The sequence below is a fragment of the Streptomyces sp. V3I8 genome (genome assembly GCF_030817535.1).
In the GTDB taxonomy this organism is placed as follows: Bacteria; Actinomycetota; Actinomycetes; order Streptomycetales; family Streptomycetaceae; genus Streptomyces.
Window position 1 is genome coordinate 5,401,981 of sequence record NZ_JAUSZL010000002.1, and the last position, 20,170, is coordinate 5,422,150.

Annotated in this window: 20 protein-coding genes, 1 tRNA gene and 1 riboswitch; of the genes, 13 read left to right on the forward strand and 8 right to left on the reverse strand. The window is 71.4% G+C overall.

Annotated elements, in window-relative coordinates; translation table 11 throughout:
* Positions 1-666 carry a transcriptional regulator gene (locus tag QFZ75_RS24050; protein ID WP_307540024.1) on the forward strand — a complete coding sequence of 222 codons (666 nt, stop codon included), beginning with the start codon at positions 1-3 and terminating at the stop codon, positions 664-666.
* 93 nt (positions 667-759) lie between these two features.
* Here the strand turns inward: QFZ75_RS24050 and QFZ75_RS24055 are convergent.
* The 4 genes from QFZ75_RS24055 to bcp all read right to left on the reverse strand — a co-directional run bounded on the left by QFZ75_RS24055 (position 760) and on the right by bcp (position 2,828).
* Positions 760-834: transfer RNA gene (locus QFZ75_RS24055), tRNA-Leu, on the reverse strand.
* A gap of 51 nt (positions 835-885) precedes the next feature.
* The gene (locus QFZ75_RS24060) at positions 886-1,548 is read right to left on the reverse strand and encodes an HNH endonuclease (RefSeq protein ID WP_307540026.1); all 663 of its coding nucleotides are present in this window, start codon (positions 1,546-1,548) and stop codon (positions 886-888) included.
* Positions 1,545-2,192 (reverse strand): HNH endonuclease signature motif containing protein, encoded by a 648-nt coding sequence (locus QFZ75_RS24065; RefSeq protein WP_307540027.1) that lies wholly within the window; start codon positions 2,190-2,192, stop codon positions 1,545-1,547. Before QFZ75_RS24065 ends, QFZ75_RS24060 begins: the two co-directional genes overlap by 4 nt.
* A gap of 168 nt (positions 2,193-2,360) precedes the next feature.
* The gene (gene bcp, locus QFZ75_RS24070) at positions 2,361-2,828 is read right to left on the reverse strand and encodes a thioredoxin-dependent thiol peroxidase (RefSeq protein WP_267028875.1); all 468 of its coding nucleotides are present in this window, start codon (positions 2,826-2,828) and stop codon (positions 2,361-2,363) included.
* 157 nt (positions 2,829-2,985) lie between these two features.
* Between bcp and QFZ75_RS24075 the strand changes: the two genes are divergently transcribed.
* From QFZ75_RS24075 to QFZ75_RS24085, 3 genes are all read left to right on the forward strand, one after another.
* Positions 2,986-3,324, forward strand: a complete 339-nt coding sequence (locus tag QFZ75_RS24075) for a DUF3618 domain-containing protein (RefSeq protein ID WP_307540031.1) — start codon at positions 2,986-2,988, stop codon at positions 3,322-3,324.
* Positions 3,325-3,397: 73 nt separating this feature from the next.
* Positions 3,398-3,754, forward strand: a complete 357-nt coding sequence (locus tag QFZ75_RS24080) for a co-chaperone GroES (protein WP_307540033.1) — start codon at positions 3,398-3,400, stop codon at positions 3,752-3,754.
* 107 nt (positions 3,755-3,861) lie between these two features.
* Positions 3,862-3,927, forward strand: a riboswitch (guanidine-III (ykkC-III) riboswitch).
* Positions 3,928-3,956: 29 nt separating this feature from the next.
* Positions 3,957-4,277, forward strand: a complete 321-nt coding sequence (locus QFZ75_RS24085; protein ID WP_307540034.1) for a multidrug efflux SMR transporter — start codon at positions 3,957-3,959, stop codon at positions 4,275-4,277.
* Positions 4,278-4,384: 107 nt separating this feature from the next.
* Here QFZ75_RS24085 and QFZ75_RS24090 read toward each other — a convergent pair whose 3' ends face one another.
* Positions 4,385-6,907: a transglycosylase domain-containing protein gene (locus QFZ75_RS24090; protein ID WP_307540035.1), complete on the reverse strand. Its 2,523-nt coding sequence runs from the start codon at positions 6,905-6,907 to the stop codon at positions 4,385-4,387.
* Between the two features lie 210 nt (positions 6,908-7,117).
* Between QFZ75_RS24090 and QFZ75_RS24095 the strand changes: the two genes are divergently transcribed.
* From QFZ75_RS24095 to QFZ75_RS24110, 4 genes are all read left to right on the forward strand, one after another.
* A complete protein-coding gene (locus QFZ75_RS24095) occupies positions 7,118-7,927 on the forward strand; it encodes an ABC-2 family transporter protein (RefSeq protein WP_307544737.1) in 810 nt (269 codons plus the stop codon).
* A complete protein-coding gene (locus tag QFZ75_RS24100) occupies positions 7,920-8,786 on the forward strand; it encodes an ABC transporter permease (protein WP_373465932.1) in 867 nt (288 codons plus the stop codon). The genes QFZ75_RS24095 and QFZ75_RS24100 overlap by 8 nt, the downstream gene beginning before the upstream one ends.
* A 111-nt stretch (positions 8,787-8,897) precedes the next feature.
* Positions 8,898-9,848, forward strand: coding sequence for an ATP-binding cassette domain-containing protein (locus QFZ75_RS24105; protein WP_307544741.1), 951 nt, complete (start codon positions 8,898-8,900; stop codon positions 9,846-9,848).
* Positions 9,849-9,857: 9 nt separating this feature from the next.
* A complete protein-coding gene (locus QFZ75_RS24110) occupies positions 9,858-10,583 on the forward strand; it encodes a DUF1707 domain-containing protein (protein WP_307540037.1) in 726 nt (241 codons plus the stop codon).
* 276 nt (positions 10,584-10,859) lie between these two features.
* Here QFZ75_RS24110 and QFZ75_RS24115 read toward each other — a convergent pair whose 3' ends face one another.
* A complete protein-coding gene (locus QFZ75_RS24115; protein WP_307540039.1) occupies positions 10,860-12,176 on the reverse strand; it encodes an SGNH/GDSL hydrolase family protein in 1,317 nt (438 codons plus the stop codon).
* Positions 12,177-12,360: 184 nt separating this feature from the next.
* Between QFZ75_RS24115 and QFZ75_RS24120 the strand changes: the two genes are divergently transcribed.
* The 3 genes from QFZ75_RS24120 to QFZ75_RS24130 all read left to right on the forward strand — a co-directional run bounded on the left by QFZ75_RS24120 (position 12,361) and on the right by QFZ75_RS24130 (position 16,067).
* A complete protein-coding gene (locus QFZ75_RS24120) occupies positions 12,361-13,791 on the forward strand; it encodes a DUF445 domain-containing protein (protein ID WP_373465933.1) in 1,431 nt (476 codons plus the stop codon).
* A 191-nt stretch (positions 13,792-13,982) separates the two neighbouring features.
* Positions 13,983-15,509, forward strand: coding sequence for an MFS transporter (locus tag QFZ75_RS24125; protein WP_307540042.1), 1,527 nt, complete (start codon positions 13,983-13,985; stop codon positions 15,507-15,509).
* Positions 15,510-15,569: 60 nt separating this feature from the next.
* Positions 15,570-16,067, forward strand: a complete 498-nt coding sequence (locus tag QFZ75_RS24130; protein ID WP_307540044.1) for a hypothetical protein — start codon at positions 15,570-15,572, stop codon at positions 16,065-16,067.
* 45 nt (positions 16,068-16,112) lie between these two features.
* On the opposite strand, the gene QFZ75_RS24135 is transcribed toward QFZ75_RS24130, so the two are convergent.
* A complete protein-coding gene (locus tag QFZ75_RS24135) occupies positions 16,113-16,682 on the reverse strand; it encodes a protease (protein ID WP_307540046.1) in 570 nt (189 codons plus the stop codon).
* A gap of 154 nt (positions 16,683-16,836) precedes the next feature.
* Between QFZ75_RS24135 and QFZ75_RS24140 the strand changes: the two genes are divergently transcribed.
* Both QFZ75_RS24140 and QFZ75_RS24145 read left to right on the forward strand, forming a co-directional pair.
* The gene (locus tag QFZ75_RS24140) at positions 16,837-17,877 is read left to right on the forward strand and encodes a GlxA family transcriptional regulator (protein ID WP_307540048.1); all 1,041 of its coding nucleotides are present in this window, start codon (positions 16,837-16,839) and stop codon (positions 17,875-17,877) included.
* Between the two features lie 174 nt (positions 17,878-18,051).
* A complete protein-coding gene (locus QFZ75_RS24145) occupies positions 18,052-19,581 on the forward strand; it encodes an FG-GAP repeat protein (RefSeq protein ID WP_307540049.1) in 1,530 nt (509 codons plus the stop codon).
* A 229-nt stretch (positions 19,582-19,810) separates the two neighbouring features.
* Here the strand turns inward: QFZ75_RS24145 and QFZ75_RS24150 are convergent, their stop codons facing one another.
* Positions 19,811-20,113 (reverse strand): hypothetical protein, encoded by a 303-nt coding sequence (locus QFZ75_RS24150; protein ID WP_307540051.1) that lies wholly within the window; start codon positions 20,111-20,113, stop codon positions 19,811-19,813.
* Positions 20,114-20,170 lie beyond the last annotated feature (57 nt).

Below are 20,170 nucleotides of genomic sequence, written 5' to 3' on the forward strand. Positions count from 1 at the left end.
ATGAGTGATGCAGCCGAGTCAGAGGCCGAGGCCGAGTCAGGGGCCGAGGCCGAGTCAGGGGCCGAGGTCGGGCCAGGGGCCGAGTCGGAGACCGAGTCGGAAGCGGAGCCCGATCCGAACGGCGAGCGGCGCACGGTCAGTGACCCGGCGGCCCTCAAGGCCCTCGCGCACCCGCTGCGGCTGAAGATCCTCCGTCGCCTCGCCGTCTCCGGCCCGGCGACCTCCACGACCCTGGCCGCCGCGCTCGGGGAGAACACCGGCACCCTCAGCTACCACCTGCGCCGCCTGGAGCGCGGGGGCTTCATCGAGGACGTACCGGAACGGCCCAACGGCCGCGAGCGCTGGTGGCGGGCGGTGCGCGGACTCGACGTACGCAGGCCGGCGCAGGACGGGATGACGGAGGGGGAGCGGGCGGTCGCGGGCGCCCTGGACCGGATGCGGCTCGACGAGGACATCGAGTTGGCCAGGCGGTTCACGCGGGAGCAGGGTGAGTCGGAGGGTTGGATGCGCGGTTCCCGCAGCCTCAGTCACCTCACCAAGGACGAGGTGACCGCCTTCCACGACGCGTACCTGGACCTCCTGGCACGCTTCGCCCGCGGCCCGGAGGACGCCCCGCCGGACGCGAAGCCGGTCCTGCTGAGGTGGTTCGCGCTGCCGGCCGAGTGACGGTTCGCCGTTGCGCCTGCCGAGGTGTCGAGCGGAGGGGTTCGGTGCGACGAAGGCCCAGCTCGTGCGATGCGGGCTGGGCCTTCAGGTCGGTGGGCCCGGTGGGACTCGAACCCACGACATACCGGATCTAAACCGGCATCCTCTTGCCTGCTGGGATACGGGCCCGCAGCGGTGCCTACTTTACTGGCAGCCAGGGACCGCTGGTGGTCGAGCTTGCTACGCGGAACGCCTCGAGCCTCCTCGGCACCAGGTGCTGGTGATCGCATGGCAGTTGGGGCACAGCAGCCGCAGGTTCTCGGGCCGGTCGTCGCTCCAGTCCCCGCTGATGTGATCGACCTCGAGTGTCATCGGCCTGTCGAGCCACTCGGGTGGGGCGCCGCATCGGGCGCATCGCTCGGGTACACCGATCTCCCTGAGCGCTCGCCGCAGCTGACCGGTCCTGGCCCGCCGTTCACCGCTGCGCTTGACCAGCAGGTCTTCCGGTCGTTTCAGAGGTGTCGGTCCAGGCTTTCCGCGCAGATGACCCTGGCCGAGGAAGTGTGATGTGTCGATCCCGTACCTCGCGGTCAGCTCAGGGAACAGCGCGCGCAGGCGTGTGCTGTCCGGGCGTCGCAGCAGTCGGAGGGTGCCGGCTACGGAAGTCGACTCGGCAACGGCACGTCGTAACTCCTCTTCGCTCGGCAGGGCCTTGTGCCTGCGTCGGTCCTTGCAGGAGAAGTGAGCAATGTCGATTTCGAAGTGCTCGAAGCGCTTGTACAGGTGGCGCCGAAGGTTCACATAGGGCTGGGTGCCGAAGAAGGCGATCACTTCGTCGATGCTCGAACACTGTTCGGCGGCCCGAGCCAGCTGCTCGCGGGTGTATCGGTTGCCGCCGCTCATGAGGCGGAACTCCGGTGGCGTCCCTTTGCCCGTCCACGGTAAGTGTCTGTAGTGGAATGGCAGTTGGGACACAGCAGACGCAGGTTCTCGATCCGGTTGTCACGCCAGTTGCCGTCGATGTGGTCGACTTCGAGAGGCAGTGGTTCGCCGAGCCAGACTGCCTCGATACCGCACATGGCGCAGCGGGCGGCGACGCCATGGTCCGTCATCGCTCGCTTCAGTCGAGCACTTTGCTCGCGACGAGGATGCGTCGGGCCCTGCTCGACGAGCAGTTCCTCAGGTCTGCGTTTGCGTCCGCTCCGATGGGCTTCCAGGACGAAGTGCGACGTGTCGATGTCCAGGGCTCTGACCCTGCGGGTGATGTGGGTGTGATGGCCGCCGACGACCTCGAGCCCGAGACGGCGCAGTACTTCGCACATATTCGTCGAGGCGGAGACCGCGGCCTCAAGAATCTCTCTGGTCCACCGGGTCCCTTCGCGTTCGAAGTGTGCGGTGTCCACCCCGAGCCTCTTCATCCGCTCGCGCACATACCGCCGCGTCGGGCTCCTCGGATCCACCCCCAACTTCCCCAGCGCCTCCGACAGCGTTCGTGACGAACCGGCTGCCTCTTCCAGACGCTCCCTCGTGTACGAGCTAACCGGCATCGTTCCCCCTCCGTTCCGGCCGCGTGTTCGCGGTCTCGTACGGGCTAACGAGCCGGTTATCGGACAGTCACGTCCGGAATGTGGAACGGCCCGCACCGGATTGATCCGGTGCGGGCCGTTCGGTCGTTCGGGGAGCGTGGGCCCGGGGCTGGTGGCTCCTCTTCGGGCCTAGATCTCCAGGTCCTTGATGATCTTCGCTACGTGGCCCGTCGCGCGGACGTTGTACAGGGCCCGTTCGACCTTGCCCTCCTCGTCCACCACGATGGTGGAGCGGATCACGCCCATGTACGTCTTGCCGTAGTTCTTCTTCTCGCCGAAGGCGCCGTACGCGTCCAGGACCTTCTTGTCGGGGTCGCCGACCAGCGTGACCTTCAGGTTCTCCTTGTCCCGGAACTTGGCGAGTTTCGCCGGCTCGTCGGGGGAGACTCCGATGACGTCGTAGCCGGCGCCCGTGAGCAGGTCCAGGTTGTCGGTGAAGTCGCAGGCCTGCTTGGTGCAGCCTGGAGTGAGGGCGGCGGGGTAGAAGTAGACGATGACCTTGCGGCCCTTGTGGTCGGCAAGGGACACCTCGTTGCCGTCGGCGTCGGGCAGGGTGAAGGCGGGGGCGGTGTCGCCGGGCTGGAGTCGCTCGCTCATCTCGGTTCGGTCTCCTTGCGAGGTGGTGGATACGGAACCGAGCGTAATGGGGGTGCCGAGCGGTGACCGGCGGGTGAAGCTGACAGACTGTCGACCAGAGACAAGGCCGACAGGAACAGGCCAAGGAAAGCAACGACCACGATCACGGAGGCAGCGCGTGTCTGACACGTCGAGCACGCCGGACACCAGGACTCCGGCGCAGATCGAGGCGGACATCAAACGCCGTCGCGAAACCCTCGCCGAGACGCTCGACGAAATCGGTGTGCGGGTGCACCCGAAGACCATCGTCGGGGATGCCAAGGCCAAGGTGGCGTCCAGCGTCGACCACACCCTCGGACGTGCCTACGTCGGCGTCAACCGCGTCGTCGACGATGTGAAGGCCCAGTTCGTCACGGAGGACGGGGAGCCGCGGCTGGACCGCATCGTGCCCGTGGCCCTCGTGCTGGTCGGCGTCGTCGGACTGCTCACCCTCGGCACCAGGCGCCGCAGGCGCTGAGCCCATGTCCCATCCGTGTCCCACCCGTACTCCACCTGCGTACGAGTGGCCCGGAGACAGGTAGGTTCGGACCGTGAGCGCCAAGAGTAATGAGCACAGCAGCCACGACGACAAGCTGCCCATCCGGATGCTGCACGACCGTGTGCTCGTGCGGCAGGACGCCGCTGAGGGTGAACGCCGGTCCGGTGGCGGCATCCTGATCCCCGCGACCGCGGCGGTGGGCCGGCGGCTCGCGTGGGCCGACGTGGTCGCGGTGGGGCAGAACGTGCGGACGGTGGAGCCGGGCGACCGGGTGCTGTACGACCCGGAGGACCGTGCCGAGGTGGAGGTGCGCGGCACCGCGTACGTGCTGATGCGCGAGCGGGACCTGCACGCCGTCGCCGCGGACCGGTTCGAGGGGTCCGAGGACTCCACCGGGCTGTACCTCTAGTACTTCTGGAAGCCTGGAAGCCTGGAAGCCTGGAACGCGTTGGGGCGGAGGGGCCGGTGACCGTGGTCACCGGCCCCTTTCCGCTGCGTACGGGCCGCGGCAGCCACTCTTTGCTACCGTGGGGAACAACCCGACGAGACGCGCCGTACCGGGACAGGCAAAGACGACGCACCCCCTGTTGATTCCTTCACGGAGGTGCCTGATGGCCTGGGTCCTGCTCGTCGTCGCCGGTCTGCTCGAGGTCGGCTGGTCGGTCGGTATGAAGTACACCGAGGGATTCACGCGGCTCGTGCCCAGCCTCTTCACCGGTGCCGGCATCGTCGCCAGCATGCTCCTGCTGTCGTACGCGGCGAAGTCGCTGCCCATCGGTACCGCGTACGGGGTCTGGGTGGGCATCGGCGCGGCCGGTGCGGCGGTGGTCGGCATGGTGGCGCTCGGTGAACCGGCGACCGCCGCCCGGATCTTCTTCGTCTGTCTGCTGCTGGTGGCCGTCGTCGGGCTGAAGGCGACCTCCGGCCACTAGGCCCCGGCCGCCGGACCCCGGCCACCGACGGCCGGAGCGGCGGCCCCGGCCACCGACGGCCGGAGCGGCGGCCCCGGCCGCCGGTGGCCGGCAAGAGCGGCCGCGGGCTACGGGAAGTCGCCGATCGTCGTTCCCGTCGATCCGATCCCGCCGTCCGTGGTGCCGCCGTCGGTCGTCGTTCCGCCGTCGCCCGTGGTGCCGCCGGTGTCACCGCCGTCCGTGGTGCCGCCGTCGGTCGTCGTTCCGCCGTCGCCCGTGGTGCCGCCGGTGTCACCGCCGTCCGTGGTGCCGCCGCCGGTCGTCGTCCCGCCGTCCCCGGTGGTGCCCCCGTCGGTGTCGCCGCCCGTGGTGCCGCCGTTGTCCTGGCCCTCGGTGGCCGGGGTCTCCTCGCCGCCGGTGGTCGTGCCGCCGTCGCCGGTGGTGCCGCCCGTCCCGGTCTCGTCCCCGTCGGAGTCGGGCGGCGGGAGTTCCTGCTGCTCGGCGCCGTCCTGGAGGTTCAGGTCGAAGTCCTGGACCTTCACGCCCTTCAGTGCGGCCTTCGTGTACTGGGCCCAGATCTGCGCCGGGTAGCCGCCGCCGTTGATGCGCGCCTGTCCGAGCGCCCCGTACAGCGACTTGTGCTCGCCCGTGTCGGGGTCCTGGCCCATCACGGCGACGACGGTGGCGAGGTTCGGGGTGTAGCCGGCGAACCAGGCCGCCTTGTCGTCCTCCGCGGTGCCGGTCTTGCCCGCCACGGGGCGTCCGGCGGCCTGGGCGGCCGTTCCGGTGCCGCCCTCGACGACGCTCCGCAGGATGGAGGTCGTCGTGTCCGCGGCCTCCCTGCTGACGGCCTGCTCGGTCTTCGCCGCAGGCAGCTCCACGGCCTCCGAGCCGTCCTTGGTGATCTTCTCGATGATCGTGTACGTGCCGTGCTTGCCGTGGTTGGCGAGCGTCGCGTACGCCTCCGTCATGTCGAGGACGCTGGCGGTGGCCGTGCCGAGCGCGATGGACGGGGACGGGTTCAGGTCGGGGGTGTCGGACGGGATGCCGAGGGCGACGGCGGTCTTCTCGACCTTCGCGGAGCCGACGTCCACGGCCATCTGCGCGTACACCGAGTTCACGGACTTGTCGGTGGCGGTGCGGACCGGGATCCGGCCGTACGAGACCTGGTCCTCGTTCTCCGGGGCGTACCGGCCGCCGTCCCAGCCCTGTACGGGGCGCTGGTTCGTGCCGTCGTAGACGGTGTTCGGGGTGATCGGGCGGCCGTCCTGGGTGACCGAGTCGTTCTGCACGGCCGAGGTGAACACGAACGGCTTGAAGATGGAGCCGACCTGGTAGTCCCGGCGTGTGGCGTTGTTGTAGTACTGCTTCGTGTAGTCGATGCCGCCGTACATCGCGACGACCTTGCCGGTCTTCGGGTCGATGGAGGCGCCGCCCGCGCGGACGTAGGTGTCGACCTTGCGGTCCTTCTTGTCGAGCTCGTCCGTCACCTGGTCGTCGACGGCCTTCACGAAGGAGTCCTGCTTCGACTTCTGCAGGGTGGTCGTGATGCGGTAGCCGCCCGCGTTCAGGGCGTCCTCGTCGAGGATGTCGTGGTCGGCGAGGTAGTCGTTGACGGCCTTGACGATGTAGCCGCGCTGGCCCGACATGCCGGCCGCGATCACCGTCTCCTTGGGCGCGGGGAACTCGACACCGGAGCGCTCGGAGTCGGTGATCCAGTCCTTCTTGACCATGCCGTCGAGGACGTAGTTCCAGCGGGCCAGGGCCGCCGGCTTGTTCTCGGGGTGCGCGACCACGTCGTACTCGCTCGGCGCGTTGAGGAGCGCGGCCAGGTAGGCGCCCTGGCCGGCCGTCAGGTCCTTGGCGTCGACGCCGTAGTAGGCCTGCGCCGCGGCCTGGACGCCGTACGCGTTGCGGCCGAAGTAACTGGTGTTGAGGTAGCCCTCGAGGATGTCGTCCTTGCTCTTCTCGCGGTCCAGCTTGATCGAGATGAAGAACTCCTTCACCTTGCGCGTGACCGTCTGCTCCTGCGCCAGGTAGTAGTTCTTCACGTACTGCTGGGTGATCGTCGAGCCGGACTGCTTGCCCTTGCCGGTGGCGGTGTTCCAGCCGGCGCGGAGCATCGCCTTGGGGTCGACCGCGGACTCGGTGTAGAAGTCGCGGTCCTCGGCGGCGAGCACCGCGTGCTGGGCGTCCTCGGAGATCAGCGACAGGTCCACGTTCTCGCGGTTCACCTCGCCGTCGCGGGCGAGCTGGCTGCCGTCCGCGTACAGGTAGACGTTGCTCTGCTTGATCGCGGTCGCGTTCGCCGAAGGGATCTTCACCAGGTAGTAACCGAGCGCGAAGACGCCGACGAGCAGCAGGATCCCGACGACGAAGGTGCCGAGCACGATCCGCCAGGTCGGGATCAGCCGCTTCCAGCCGGTGCGCTTGGGCCGCTTGGCCTTCTCCGCCTTCTCCGCCTTCTCCGCCTTCTCGGGCTCCCCGGGCTCCCCGGACTCCCTGAGCTCCCCAGGCTCCCCGGGCTCCCCGGGCTTTTCTTCGGCCGGAGCCGGAGCCGGAGCCGGCTCCGCCGCGGCGGGGGTGTCGGGGTCTCTCGGTGCCCAGCCCTCGCTCGGCTGCTGCTGCTCAGGCTGCGGCTGGTCGTTCATCGTGTGCCGTGCTCCCGTTTCACGTCGTACATCTGGTACGCCCTCGTACGCCTGGTGCGCCCACCCTTGAAGACTGTCCCATCCGGTGAATCGTTCCCTGTGCGTGGCACGCGTCGTGAGGAGAGGGCGCGAAGAAAACGCCTGGCACGCGGCACGGTCCCGCGACTAGGCTCCAGCGTTTTGGCTCGGAACTACCGGAGAGGGTTCGTGGTGCGGGCTTGGAGGTTGTACGCGGCCGTCGCGGCAGGCGGTTTCCGACGGTACGCGACCTACCGGGTGGCCACCGCCGCGGGGGTGTTCACCAACACGGTCTTCGGGCTGATCCTGGCGTACACGTACATCGCGCTGTGGGACGAGCGGCCCGGCCTCGGCGGGTACGACCAGGCCCAGGCCGTGACGTACGTGTGGGTGGGGCAGGGGCTGCTCGCGGTGGTCGCGGTGATGGGCGGCGGTTTCGAGGACGAGATGACCGAGAGAATCCGTACGGGTGACATCGCGATCGACCTGTACCGGCCCGTCGATCTCCAGTCGTGGTGGCTGGCGGCGGACACCGGGCGGGCCGCCTTCCAGCTGCTGGGGCGTGGTGTGGTGCCGATGATGATCGGCGGCCTCGTCTTCCGGCTCGCGCTGCCCTCCGACATCGGGACCTGGGCGGCGTTCCTCGTCGCCGTGCTGCTCGGTGTCCTGGTGAGCTTCGCGATCCGCTATCTCGTGGCGCTCGCGGCGTTCTGGTTCATGGACGGGGCGGGCGCGCAGCAGCTGTCCGTCCTGGCGGCGATCTTCTTCTCCGGGATGACGCTGCCGCTGAACGTCTTCCCGGGCGCGCTCGGCGAGCTGGCCCGGGCACTGCCCTGGTCGGCGCTGCTGCAGGCCCCGGCGGACGTGCTGCTCGGCGAGCGCACGGGCGTCGCGCTGCTGCGTACGTACGCCTTCCAGGCGGCCTGGGCCGTCGGGCTGCTGGCGGTGGGCCGGCTGCTCCAGTCGGCGGCCACGCGCAGGGTGGTGGTCCAGGGTGGCTGACCTCCGGGAGCGGCAGGACGTGCACCCCGGCTTCGAGCGGGCCGGCGGTTCGCGGCTTGCGGAGGGGCTGCGGGCCTACCGGCTGATCGCGTGGATGTGGATCCGCTCGACGATGGCGTACCGCGCGTCCTTCGCGATGACCCTCTTCGGGAACTTCGCGGGGACCGCGCTCGACTTCATGACGATCCTGCTGATGTTCTCGCGGGTCGACGAGCTCGGCGGCTACTCGCTGGGCCAGGTGGCCTTCCTGTACGGGCTGTCCAGCGCGGCGTTCGGTCTCACCGAGCTGCTGTTCGGCTCGATGAACCGGCTGGGCGGCCGGGTGCGCGACGGCACGCTCGACACCCTGCTCGTGCGTCCCGTGCCGGTGCTCGCGCAGGTCGCCGCGGACCGGTTCGCGGTGCGCCGGCTGGGCCGGATCACGCAGGGGCTGCTGGTCCTCGGGTACGCGCTCGCCGTGGTCGACATCGACTGGACGCCGCTCAAGGTGCTGCTGCTGCCGGTGACGGTGGCCGGCGGGGCGGCCATCTTCGGGGCGGTGTTCGTGGCGGGCGGGGCCTTCCAGTTCGTGGCGCAGGACGCGTCCCAGGTGCAGAACTCGTTCACGTACGGCGGGACCACGCTGCTGCAGTACCCGCCGACCGTCTTCGCGAAGGAACTGGTGCGCGGGGTGACCTTCGTCGTGCCGCTGGCCTTCGTCAACTGGCTGCCCGCGCTGTACGTGCTCGGGCTGCCGTATCCGCTCGACCTGCCGCAGTGGGTGGCGTTCCTGTCGCCGCTCGTGGCGACCGCCTGCTGCGCGCTGGCAGGTCTCGCCTGGCGGGCGGGCCTTCGTTCGTACCGGAGCACGGGGAGTTAGTTCGTGGACACCGACATCAGTACCGGCAGCGGCACAGACAGCGGCACCGGCACAGACAGTGGCACCGGCACCGGCACCGGCACCGGCACCGGATCCCGGGAGAACGGGTTCATCCACCTCGACCGGGTCGAGAAGGTCTTCGACGTGCGCAAGAAGACCGGCTTCCTGCGCAGTGAGCGGCGGGAGGTCCGGGCGGTCGACTCGATCTCCTTCACCGTGGCGCGCGGCGAGATGGTCGGCTACATCGGGCCGAACGGCGCGGGCAAGTCCACCACCATCAAGATGCTCACCGGCATCCTCACACCGAGCGGCGGGCGCCTGCGGGTGGCGGGTATCGACCCGTCCCGCGAACGTACCCGGCTCGCGCGGCACATCGGCGTGGTGTTCGGACAGCGGACCACCCTGTGGTGGGACCTCCCGCTGATCGACTCGTACAAGCTGATGCACCGCATGTACCGGATCCCCGACGCGCGGTACGCCGAGAACCTCGACCGGTGCGTGGAACTCCTGGAGCTGGGCGCCCTGCTGGACGTGCCCGTACGGCAGCTCTCGCTCGGGCAGCGGATGCGCGGGGACATCGCGGCGGCGCTGCTGCACGATCCCGAGGTGCTGTACCTGGACGAGCCGACGATCGGGCTCGACGTGATCAGCAAGGTGCGGGTGCGGGAGTTCCTGCGGGACCTCAACGCGGAGCGCGGCACGACCGTGCTGCTGACGACCCACGACCTCTCCGACATCGAGCAGTTGTGCCGGCGCGTGATGGTCATCGACCACGGGCGCCTGATGTACGACGGTCCGCTCTCCGGGCTGCACGAGATAGGGGAGAGCGAGCGCACGCTGGTCGTGGACCTGGAGCGCGAACTGCCCCCCGTCGAGGTGGAGTCGGCGCGGGTGGTGAAGGTCGAGGGGCCGCGGCAGTGGCTCGCCTTCCCGGCGGCGCAGTCGGCGGCACCGCTGGTGGCGCGGATCGCGGCCGAGTACCCGCTGGTGGACCTGTCGGTACGGGAACCCGACATCGAGGCCGTCATCAGCCGCATGTACGCGGAGAAGGCAACCTCGTAGGCTGCTGTCATGACGGACGAACTCCCGGGCGGACTTCCCGAACTGCGTGCTTCCGACGCCGACCGTGAGCAGGTCTGCGAAGTGCTGAGGGACGCCCTCGCCGAAGGCCGCCTGGACATGGCGGAGTTCGAGGAGCGGCTGGAGGCGACGTACAAGGCGCGTACGTACGGCGAGTTGGAGCCGATCACGCGGGATCTGCCCGTGCCGGGCGTCACCGCTCCGGGGCCGGCCGTGTCGATGGTCAAGGGGCCGGGCGGCAGCGGGGACTGGGCCGGGCGGATCGTCGGTGACTCGGACTCCTCGTCGCAGTGGGGCGTGGCGGTCATGTCGGGGTTCGAGCGCAAGGGGCACTGGACCGTGCCGCGGAGGTTCAACTCCGTCGTCTTCTGGGGCGGGGGTGTCATCGATCTGCGGGAGGCGAACTTCGCGGCCGGCGAGGTCGTCGTCAACTGCGTCGCCGTCATGGGCGGGACGCAGGTGATCGTGCCGCCGGGGGTCGAGGTCGTCGTCCGCGGGATCGGGATCATGGGCGGGTTCGACCACGGTCAGGAGGGGGTGCCCGGTGAGCCGGGGGCTCCGCGGGTCGTGGTGACCGGGTTCGCGTTCTGGGGCGGGGTGGGGATCGAGCGGAAGGTGTCCCGCGCGGAGCGGGCCCGCCTCAAGGAGGCGCGGCGGCAGGAGAAGGTGGAGCGGCGGGCCGAGCGGCGGGGCGAGTTGGAGGCGGGGCGGGACTGAGGGCGCGCCCCTCTTCGGCTTGGCCGCCGCCGCCGCTGCCGCCGGTGTGTGGGCGGGTGCGGGTGCGTCGTGGCTGGTCGCGCAGTTCCCCGCGCCCCTAAAAGACTGCGCAGTTCCCCGCGCCCCCAAGGGCAAAGGACTGCGCCGTTCCCCGCGCCCCTGAAGACGAAAGACTGCGCGGTCTTCCACGCGCCTGTTGTCAGGGGCGCGGGGAACGGCGCGATCAGCCCCCGCCGGGGCCCGCGGGTTTTCGACCGCGGGCTCGCCCCGGGCTTTCTACAGCTGCGCCGGCGCCGCGCCCTTGAGGGTGTCGGTGTCGAAGACCTCCGCCATGCGGGCGTAGCCCTTGTCGCTCGGGTGGAGGTGGTCGCCCGAGTCGTAGTCGGCGCGCAGGCGGCGGGGGTCGTACGGATCGCGGAGCGCCTTGTCGAAGTCGGCGTACGCGTCGAAGACCCCGCCCGCGCGGATCTGGGCGTTGACGGCCTGCCGGGTGTCCTCGAGGTGGGGGAGGTAGCCGCGGTGGCCCTGGAAGGGCATCAGGGTGGCGCCGACGACCCGCAGGCCGCGGGCGTGGGCCAGCCGCGTCAGCCCGCGCAGCCCCGCGGTGATCTTGTTCGCGTCGGTCTGGCTCGGGGTGCGCAGGATGTCGTTGACACCGAGGGCCACCACGACGGCCCTGACATTGGTGCGGCCGAGCACGTCGCGGTCGAAGCGGCTCAGGCCGCTCGGGTTCTCGGCGGGGCGGCCGAGGCCGCTGGTGAGGACGCGGTTGCCGCTGATGCCCTGGTTGACCACGCTGTAGCGGGGCCCGTCCGAGCCGCCGCGCAGCCGGCCGGCGAGGACGTCCGTCCAGCGCCGGTTCTCGCCCACGGTGGAGGTCACGCCGTCGGTGAGCGAGTCGCCGATGACGACGACCGTGCCGTCCGACTCGTTGCTCAGCACGTCCACCGCGGTCAGGTAGCGCCAGTAGGGCGTCTGCCCGGTGTAGGGGACGCCGCTGACGTCCTCCGTGCGGTCGCCCTCCGCGGTGTACGAGATCTGCCGTGCCTGCGGGTGGTAGGTGACGGGTCCGGACGGGGTCGGCGAGTACGTCGTGACCAGCACGTCCGTGGCGTGCGGGACCAGTACCCGTACGGCGTCGCTGACCACCTGCCGCCCGGGCGGCACCAGCACGGAGGGGCGGCCGCCGAAGGTGAGGCGGCGCATCGTGCCGGGGGCCGCGGCGGCGTCGTTCCCGGTGGCGGCCACGGCGACCGAGGCGTGCGTGATGCTGAGCGGCTGCTGTCCGTAGAGGTTGGAGAGCGTGATCCGGGCCGCGGTGCCGCCGACCGCCATGTGCACCACGTTGCGTACCGAGCGGCCCGCCATGCCGTTCTCCTCGGTGCCCGGCTCCGAGCCCGCCGGGGACGCCGACCAGGCGCCCACCCAGGTGCCGGCGGACGCGGGTGCCGCCGAGTTGTGCGGGCCGCGGGCACCGGTGACCGCGGTCTCCGGGCTGTCGTCGGCGGTGACACCGGCGTATATGGCGGCTGAGATGGCGACGATGACGGCGATGATCGCGGCCAGCAAGGCATAACCGTGACGCTTGGTCATGCGGTGCGTATCTCCTCGAAAAAATGGGAGCCCGGGCTCCGGTGTGATCACCCCATGATGAGGCATGGCGTGGCAAGGACCCGACGGGGCCCCGCCCGGACAGACGCCGGGAACTCCTGTTCCGTTCCAGGAGTCGGTCAGGTTGGGACAATGCGATGGGGGGACCCGGGAACGGATGGAGCGGATGGAAAGCACGAAAGAGGACGAAGCAGGGGAAACGGGTCCGCAGGGCGGGTCTTCCCGCCCCGGCGGTGTGGCGAACCCCACGGGCGCCGCGGATCCTGCGGGCGCCGCGGGCCTGCCGGGCGCCGCGGGCTCCCCGGGGACCGGCGCCGCCGCACCGAACCGGGCGATGAACTCGTTCAGCCCCGCCGACGAGGAGAAGTTCCGGGGCGTCCGCCGGATGAAAACCACGGCGACCGGGCTGCTGCTCCTGGTCGCCCTCGTCTACGTGTTCGCCACCTGGGCCGAGAACTCCGGCGCGGGCGCCTGGGCCGGGTACGTGGCCGCGGCCGCCGAGGCCGGCATGGTCGGCGCGCTGGCCGACTGGTTCGCCGTCACCGCGCTGTTCCGCCGGCCCCTGGGCCTGCCCATCCCGCACACCGCGATCATCCCGACCAAGAAGGACCAGCTCGGCGTCTCCCTGGGCGAGTTCGTCGGGGAGAACTTCCTGTCCCAGGACGTCGTACGGCAGCGGCTGCGGTCCGTCGGCATCGGCAGCCGCCTCGGCACCTGGCTGGCCGACCCCGAGCACGCCGACCGGGTGACGGCGGAGCTGGCCACCGCGCTCAGGGGCGCCCTCGCGGTGCTGCGCGACTCGGACGTCCAGGCGGTGGTCGGCGAGGCCATCAACCGGCGGGCCGACGCGCAGGAGATCGCCCCCGGCATGGGCAAGACCCTGGAGAGGATCGTCGCGGACGGCGGCCACCGGCGGGTCGTCGACCTGATCTGCGTACGCGCCCACGACTGGCTCGTCCTCCACGACGAGCAGGTGATGGACGCCGTGCAGGGCGGCGCCCCCGGCTGGACCCCGAAGTTCGTCGACAAGCGGGTCGGCGAGCGCGTCTACAAGGAACTGCTGCGCTTCGTCACCGAGATGCGCGACATGCCCGCCCACCCGGCCCGCGGCGCCCTGGACCGCTTCCTCGGCGACTTCGCCGCCGACCTCCAGTCCGACACCGACACCCGGGCGCGGGTGGAGAACCTCAAGCGCGAGGTCCTCGGCCGCGGCGAGGTCCAGGACCTGATCGCGTCCGCCTGGTCCTCCGTACGGCAGATGATCGTGTCCGCCGCGGAGGACGAGCGCAGCGAGCTGCGGCTGCGCGTGCGGGCCTCGCTGCTGTCCCTCGGCGCGCGGATGGCCGGTGACGCGCGGCTCCAGGCCAAGGTCGACGGCTGGGTCGAGGGGGCGGCGGTGTACGTCGTGACGACGTACCGCGACGAGATCACCTCCCTGATCACCGACACCGTCGCCGGCTGGGACGCCGAGCACACCTCCCGGAAGATCGAGGCGCACATCGGCCGTGACCTGCAGTTCATCCGGATCAACGGCACGGTGGTCGGATCACTGGCCGGCCTTGTCATCTACACGGTGTCGCGGGCTCTGGGCGGCTGACCCGGGCGGCCGGTACGGACGGCCGGGCCGGGCCCCGGCCCGGGTGGTCGAGCCCGGCGGCCGGTGCGGGCGGCTGACCTGGGCCGACCGGGTGCGAGCGGCCGTGACCGGGGCGTAAAGCGGCGCGTCGGGGGGACACGTAGGGGGTTCGCCCACCCCCGTGCGGGGTTCGCTCGTCGAGGAGAGAGCCCATGGCCGTAACCGACGCCGGCACCGGATCCGCGGGCAGCGGAGCCGTCACCACCGCCGTGCCCGCCCGACTGGACCGGCTGCCCTGGTCACGCTGGCACTGGACCATCGTGATCGGTCTCGGCACCGTCTGGATCCTGGACGGTCTGGAAGTCACCGTCGTCGGCAACATCGCCGGCCGGCTCTCGGAGCCCGGCAGCGGCCTGCCCATCTCGGCCGCCCAGGTCACCGGCCTGGCAGCCGCCCTCTACGTGGCGGGAGCCTGCCTGGGAGCCCTGGTCTTCGGCCGGCTCACGGACATCTTCGGCCGCCGCAAGCTGTTCATGGTCACCCTGGCGGTCTACCTGGCGGCCACCGCCATGACGGCGCTCTCCTTCTCCACCTGGTGGTTCTTCCTCTTCCGCTTCCTCACCGGCTTCGGCATCGGCGGCGAGTACGCGGCCATCAACTCGGCGATCGACGAACTGATCCCCTCGAAGTACCGCGGCCGCGTCGACCTGATCATCAACGGCAGCTTCTGGCTGGGCGCGGTCGCCGGCTCCCTCCTGTCGATCGTCGCGCTGGACACCGACCTGTTCGCGATGAACGTCGGCTGGCGGCTCACCTTCGTCCTCGGCGTCGTCCTCGGCCTGGTCATCCTGCTCGTACGCCGCAACGTCCCCGAGAGCCCCAGGTGGCTGTTCATCCACGGCAAGGGCGAGGAGGCGGAACGGCTGGTCACCGAGGCCGAGGGGCAGATCAAGGAGGAGACCGGGAAGGAACTCCCGCCGCCCGCCGGGGAGATCACCATCCACCAGCGCAAGAGCATCGGGTTCCTGGAGATCGGCCGCACGGTCTTCTCGACGTACCGCAAGCGCGCCGTGCTGGGTCTGTCCCTCTTCATCGGGCAGGCGTTCCTCTACAACGCGATCACCTTCGGCTTCGGCGCGATCCTCACCAAGTTCTTCGACGTGCCGACGGGGAAGACCGGTTACTACTTCGCCGTCATCGCGGCCGGCAACTTCATCGGCCCGCTGCTCCTCGGCAAGCTCTTCGACACCGTGGGCCGCCGGATCATGATCTCGTCCACCTACCTGCTCTCCGGCGTCCTGCTGTTCGGCACGGCGTACCTCTTCGACCAGGGTTCGTTGAGCGCGGTCACCCTGACCGCCTGCTGGTGCGTGGTCCTCTTCTTCGCGTCGGCCGGCGCGAGCAGCGCGTACCTGACCGTCTCCGAGATCTTCCCGATGGAGACCCGTGCGATGGCCATCGCCTTCTTCTACGCCATCGGCACCGCGGCCGGCGGCATCAGCGGTCCGCTGATCTTCGCCGACCTGACCAGCACGGGCGTCGTCGGAGACACGGTCCTCGCCTTCCAGATCGGCGCCGGTCTGATGTGCGCGGCGGGCCTCGTCGCGGCGGCGCTCGCGGTCAAGGCGGAGGGGCGCTCCCTGGAGGACATCGCGAGCCCGCTGTCGACGGCCGCCGGCCCCGCCGGGTCGCCGGGCGGGGGCACGGGCACCGGCACGGGGGCGGGCGCGAAGGCCTAGATCCGAACTGAGTACGCGTACTCTGTCGGCCCCGCGTGCGGCAGAGGAACGTTCGTTCCTATGACCGAGAAGCTGCTGGGCCCGCTGTCGGAGCGCCCCTGGACGGAACGCTGGCTGACCCGCCTGCTGGGTGCCGTCCTGTCCTCGGCGGCGTACCTCCTGTGCGTCCCCTGGGAGCCGCGCGACCGCCCCGCGTCGTTCGGCCCGACCGCGGAGGCGGCTCCGGTGACCGTCCTCGGAGCCGCCGCCCTGGCCGGCTGCCTGCTCCCCCTGGCCGCGTACTTCGGCCGCCGTGACGCCCTTGCCTGGCCGCTGCTGCTGGTGGCGGTGCCGCCGGCCGCGCTCCTGTACGCCTCGCTGAGCGCGAACGGCGAGCCGCCCGGCGTGTCCGGCCGGCCCTGGTCCCTGACCTGGGCGTCCGCCACGCTCGTGATCTCGGCGGGGGTGCTCGTCGCGACGGCCGTGGCCCGGCGTTTCAAGGAGGACACCGGCGACTCGATGGAGGGACTGGTCCTCGCCCGTCCGCAGCGGCCCGCGGCGTGCGGGCGGCGGGTGTGAGCGGCGGGCGTCGAGCGGTAGGTGGTGAGGGTCAGGTGGTGAGGGTCAGGCGCCCGTGGTGGAACCGGGCCGCACAATCATGAGGATCGTGACGGTGGCCCAGAGCAGGTTGAAGACGCCGGTGAACATGGCGAGCCGGACGGTGACGCGGGTGCTCGGGGCGGTTTCGCTCGGGGCGGTTTCGGTGGAGGTGGAGAGCGTCGCGGCGGCCTCCGTGGACGTGGATACCGACGTGGACGCGGGCGCCGTCGGGGCGGCCTCCGCGGAGCCGGCCGCGTCCACCGCTTCCAGCAGTTCCTCCTGACGGGGCAGCACCAGCGCCAGCAGAACAGCCGCGGCGATCCCGGTCAGCACCATCGAGACGAGCAGCCAGGCGTCGCCGAGCACGCCCATGCTGAGAGCCGTGGCCATCCCCAGCACGGGAACGGCGATGCCGACGGCCGCGTACACCCGGCAGATCCGGTGCAGCAGCCGCAGGGTCTCCGTCGCCCGGGGATCGCCGGGAGCGGCGAGGGCCCGCCGGGCGGCGGGCGGGAACATGCTGGCCGCGACGGTGACGGGACCGACGGCGACGATCGCGACGAGGACATGGAGTGCGAGGAGGAACTTGGTCACGAGGGGACGGTAGGCGGCGCACCGGATCCGGTGGAAGTGGCGAGATTGCCAGCCTTCAACGGATTCCCGCCAGGGCCCGTGGGCTCGGCTTCCCCGTCCGCGGCAGCCGCTTCCGCTCCTTGGCGGGAATCCGTCGCCCCCCTACGCTCTTGCCATGCACACCGTGGCCGTACTGGCGCTCGACCAGGTCATCCCGTTCGACCTCGCCGCTCCGATCGACACCTTCAACTGGGCCCGGCTGCCGGACGGCCGCGCCCCCTACCGCGTCCGGGTCTGCTCGGTGACCGGGGAGGTGAACGCCGGCGCGTTCACCGTGCGCGCGCCGTACGGGCTGGAGGCGCTGGCCGAGGCGGACACGATCATCGTGCCGGGCACCGCCGACCCGACCGGACCGCTGCCGCCGGGGGTGGCGCAGGCCCTGCGCGCGGCGGCGGCGAACGGCACGCGCATCGCCTCGGTCTGCGTGGGCGCGTTCATCCTCGCCGCCACCGGGCTGCTGGACGGACAGCGGGCGACGACCCACTGGATCGCGGCCGCGGACCTGGCCGCCCTGCACCCGGCGGTGACGGTCGACCCCAACGTCCTCTACGTCGACAACGGCCAGTTCCTCACCTCGGCGGGGGCCGCCGCGGCGATGGACATGTGCCTGCACATGATCCGCAAGGACTACGGCTCGGCCGTCGCGGCCCACGTGGCCCGGATGTCCGTCATGCCGCTCGAACGGGAGGGCGGACAGGCCCAGTTCATCGTCCACGGCCGGCCCCCGGCCCCGGCCGGCACGACGATGGAACCCCTGCTGGCGTGGTTGGAGGAGAACGCCGGCCGCGACCTCACCCTGGACGACATCGCCGCCCGGGCGGGCACCAGCGCCCGTACGCTCAACCGCCGTTTCCGCGAGCAGACCGGCACGACGCCCCTGCAGTGGCTGCACCGGGCGCGGGTGCGCACGGCCCAGCACCTGCTGGAGAACACCACCCATCCCGTCGAACGCATCGCGGTACAGGCCGGGTTCGGCTCGCCGACCGCCTTCCGGGACCGGTTCAGGAAAGTGGTGGGCACGAGCCCGCAGGCCTACCGGCGGGCGTTCCGGGGTGTGCCGGACGGGCCAGGCACCGGTGACGTCGGCACCGGTACGGGTACGGGCACCGGTCCCGGTGCCCGTACCCGTGAGGTCCGCGTACCGCTACAGACGTAACCGCTGCGTCACGGCACCCCCGGGTGCCACAACTCTCCCGGCAGGTCTCGTGTCGAACCAGGCGTGAGTGAGAGCAACAAGGCTTTACCGCCACACATCACCGCTCTCACGTACACACCGGCCTTTCGATCGCACGTGACGCCTCAGTGCTGTCCATCAACGGGGGAACACATCATGACCAGCAAGAACCTCGGCTCCCGCCGCAGGACCGTCTCCTTCGCCGTCTCCGCGGCCTCCTTCCTGCTGCTGGGCGGCCTCGGCATCGCCGCCGCGCCCGCCTCCTTCGCGGGCACCCCCGGCGGGACCGCCGCGAACGACCGCAACTCCGACTTCGACGGCGACGGGTACGACGACGTCCTGATCGGCGCGCCGAAGGGCACCGCCGACGGCAAGGAGGGCGCCGGGTTCGTCACCGTCCAGTACGGGGCGGCCAACGGCATCGGCACCGCCAAGAGCGCCCCGAAGGCCCGTACCGCGGTCTTCAGCCAGTCCACCGCCGGTGTTCCGGGCACCTCGCAGACGTACGACGCCTTCGGTGCGGCCGTCGCCACGGGTGACCTCGACGGCGACGGGTACGACGACGCGGTGATCGGGGCGCCCGGCGAGGAGGTCGGTTCGCTGGAGGACGCCGGCCGGGTGACCGTCCTGTACGGCTCCGGGACCGGGCTGGGCGCCGCCCGCAGCGTCACGATCGCATCCGCGTCCCCGGCCGCCGGGGTCCGCTTCGGCTCCGCCGTCACCGCGGCCCGGCTGACGGGGGCATCCCCGGGCGACGTCGTCGCCGTGACCGACCACCGCGGCGCCGAGCTGTTCACCTACAGCGCGGGCTCCCTGCGGCACACCGGCACGCTCGACACGACCGCGCACCCCGCCGGACGCGCCCTCACACCGGCGTACCTGACCACCGGCGACTACGACTCGGACGGCTACGCCGAGCTGGTGATCTCGGGGTTCGGCCCCGACGACGACCATGCGCAGGGCTGGTCGGCGGTCTACTCGGGCGGCGAGAGCGGCGTGACCTTCCGGCGCGACCTGCGCGGCGGTGTCTCCACCGCGTCGGGGGACATCGACGGCGACGGGTACGACGACCTCGTCACGGGCCACCACAGCAGCCCCGACCACGAGGCGGAGGGCATGGCGGGCGGCATGATCGGCGTCTACTACGGCAGTGACAGCGGCCTCAGGGGCCAGGAGGCTCCTGAGGACGGGACCGAGGAGGCGCCCCAGTACTGGACGCAGAACTCCCCGGGTGTGCCCGGTGCCGGCGAGCGCGGTGACGCCTGGGGCACCGAGCTCTCCGTCGGCGACGTCGACGGGGACGGTTACGCGGACGTCGCCGTCGGCGCCCCCGGCGAGGACATCGGCACCGTCGCGGACGCGGGCGCGGTGTGGCTGCTGCGCGGCTCGGCCGAGGGCCTGACGGCCACGGGCGCCCAGTCCTTCGACCAGAACAGCGCCGAGGTCCCCGGGACCGCGGAGGCCGGTGACGCGTGGGGGCAGCAGGTGCGGCTCGCCGACACGGACCACGACGGCCGCTCCGACCTGCTGGCCGCCGCGCCGGACGAGGACGGCCACGACGGGGTGGTCTGGCACCTGTCCGCGAGCACGAAGGGCCTCGTCACGACCGGCGCGTGGCTCTACGGCGCGACCTCGCTCGGCGCTCCGGGCGACGGCGCGGGCTTCGGCGAGGCCGTCGACGAGTGAGGCACCGCCGGGCGCCGGTACGGGGGCCGTCCGGACCGGGCCCGTCCGGACCGGGCGGGGCCAGGCGGACGGGCTGAGGCCGGGCCCGATGAGACCCGCTGGGGACTGACGAGGCCTGACGGGGGACGGCGTATGGGGGTCGGCCGACGGGGACAGCGTATGGGGGTCGGCGGATGGGGGACGGCCGACGGGGGTCGGCCGATAGGGGGGCGAGCGTCGGGGGCGGGACTCAGCCCCGCCGGTCGGCCACGGCCCACGACGCCAGTGCCACGGCCCCGGCCGCCCCGAACACCGCGGGCCACGCCCCGACCTCCCTGGCGAGCGGATGGGAGCCGGCGAAGGCGGCGACGTACGCGGCGGTCAGCGCCCCGGCCGCCCTCCCTCCCGCCTGCTGCCGCCACCGCTGGGCGGCGGCCGCCCCGGCGGCGGCGAGCACGACCCCGCCGAGCTGACGCTTCCTGGTCCAGCGGGCGACCCCGTACCCGCCGATGAGTCCACCGGCGGCCACCGCCGCGGCCGGTACCTTCGCCATCACTGCCTCCTGCCGTCGCGTCCGGCGGACTCCTCCGTCCGCCGGTCGGCCGAGACT

Excerpts from the sequence above, each read along its gene's own strand:
- QFZ75_RS24115 (WP_307540039.1), bottom strand. The coding sequence starts at position 12,176 with ATGACCAAGCGTCACGGTTATGCCTTGCTGGCCGCGATCATCGCCGTC.
- QFZ75_RS24110 (WP_307540037.1), top strand. The coding sequence starts at position 9,858 with ATGACGGACGAACTCCCGGGCGGACTTCCCGAACTGCGTGCTTCCGAC.
- QFZ75_RS24130 (WP_307540044.1), top strand. The coding sequence starts at position 15,570 with ATGACCGAGAAGCTGCTGGGCCCGCTGTCGGAGCGCCCCTGGACGGAA.
- QFZ75_RS24125 (WP_307540042.1), top strand. The coding sequence starts at position 13,983 with ATGGCCGTAACCGACGCCGGCACCGGATCCGCGGGCAGCGGAGCCGTC.
- QFZ75_RS24085 (WP_307540034.1), top strand. The coding sequence starts at position 3,957 with ATGGCCTGGGTCCTGCTCGTCGTCGCCGGTCTGCTCGAGGTCGGCTGG.
- QFZ75_RS24150 (WP_307540051.1), bottom strand. The coding sequence starts at position 20,113 with ATGGCGAAGGTACCGGCCGCGGCGGTGGCCGCCGGTGGACTCATCGGC.
- QFZ75_RS24120 (WP_373465933.1), top strand. The coding sequence starts at position 12,361 with ATGGAAAGCACGAAAGAGGACGAAGCAGGGGAAACGGGTCCGCAGGGC.
- QFZ75_RS24050 (WP_307540024.1), top strand. The coding sequence starts at position 1 with ATGAGTGATGCAGCCGAGTCAGAGGCCGAGGCCGAGTCAGGGGCCGAG.
- bcp (WP_267028875.1), bottom strand. The coding sequence starts at position 2,828 with ATGAGCGAGCGACTCCAGCCCGGCGACACCGCCCCCGCCTTCACCCTG.
- QFZ75_RS24090 (WP_307540035.1), bottom strand. The coding sequence starts at position 6,907 with ATGAACGACCAGCCGCAGCCTGAGCAGCAGCAGCCGAGCGAGGGCTGG.
- QFZ75_RS24060 (WP_307540026.1), bottom strand. The coding sequence starts at position 1,548 with ATGAGCGGCGGCAACCGATACACCCGCGAGCAGCTGGCTCGGGCCGCC.
- QFZ75_RS24145 (WP_307540049.1), top strand. The coding sequence starts at position 18,052 with ATGACCAGCAAGAACCTCGGCTCCCGCCGCAGGACCGTCTCCTTCGCC.
- QFZ75_RS24065 (WP_307540027.1), bottom strand. The coding sequence starts at position 2,192 with ATGCCGGTTAGCTCGTACACGAGGGAGCGTCTGGAAGAGGCAGCCGGT.
- QFZ75_RS24140 (WP_307540048.1), top strand. The coding sequence starts at position 16,837 with ATGCACACCGTGGCCGTACTGGCGCTCGACCAGGTCATCCCGTTCGAC.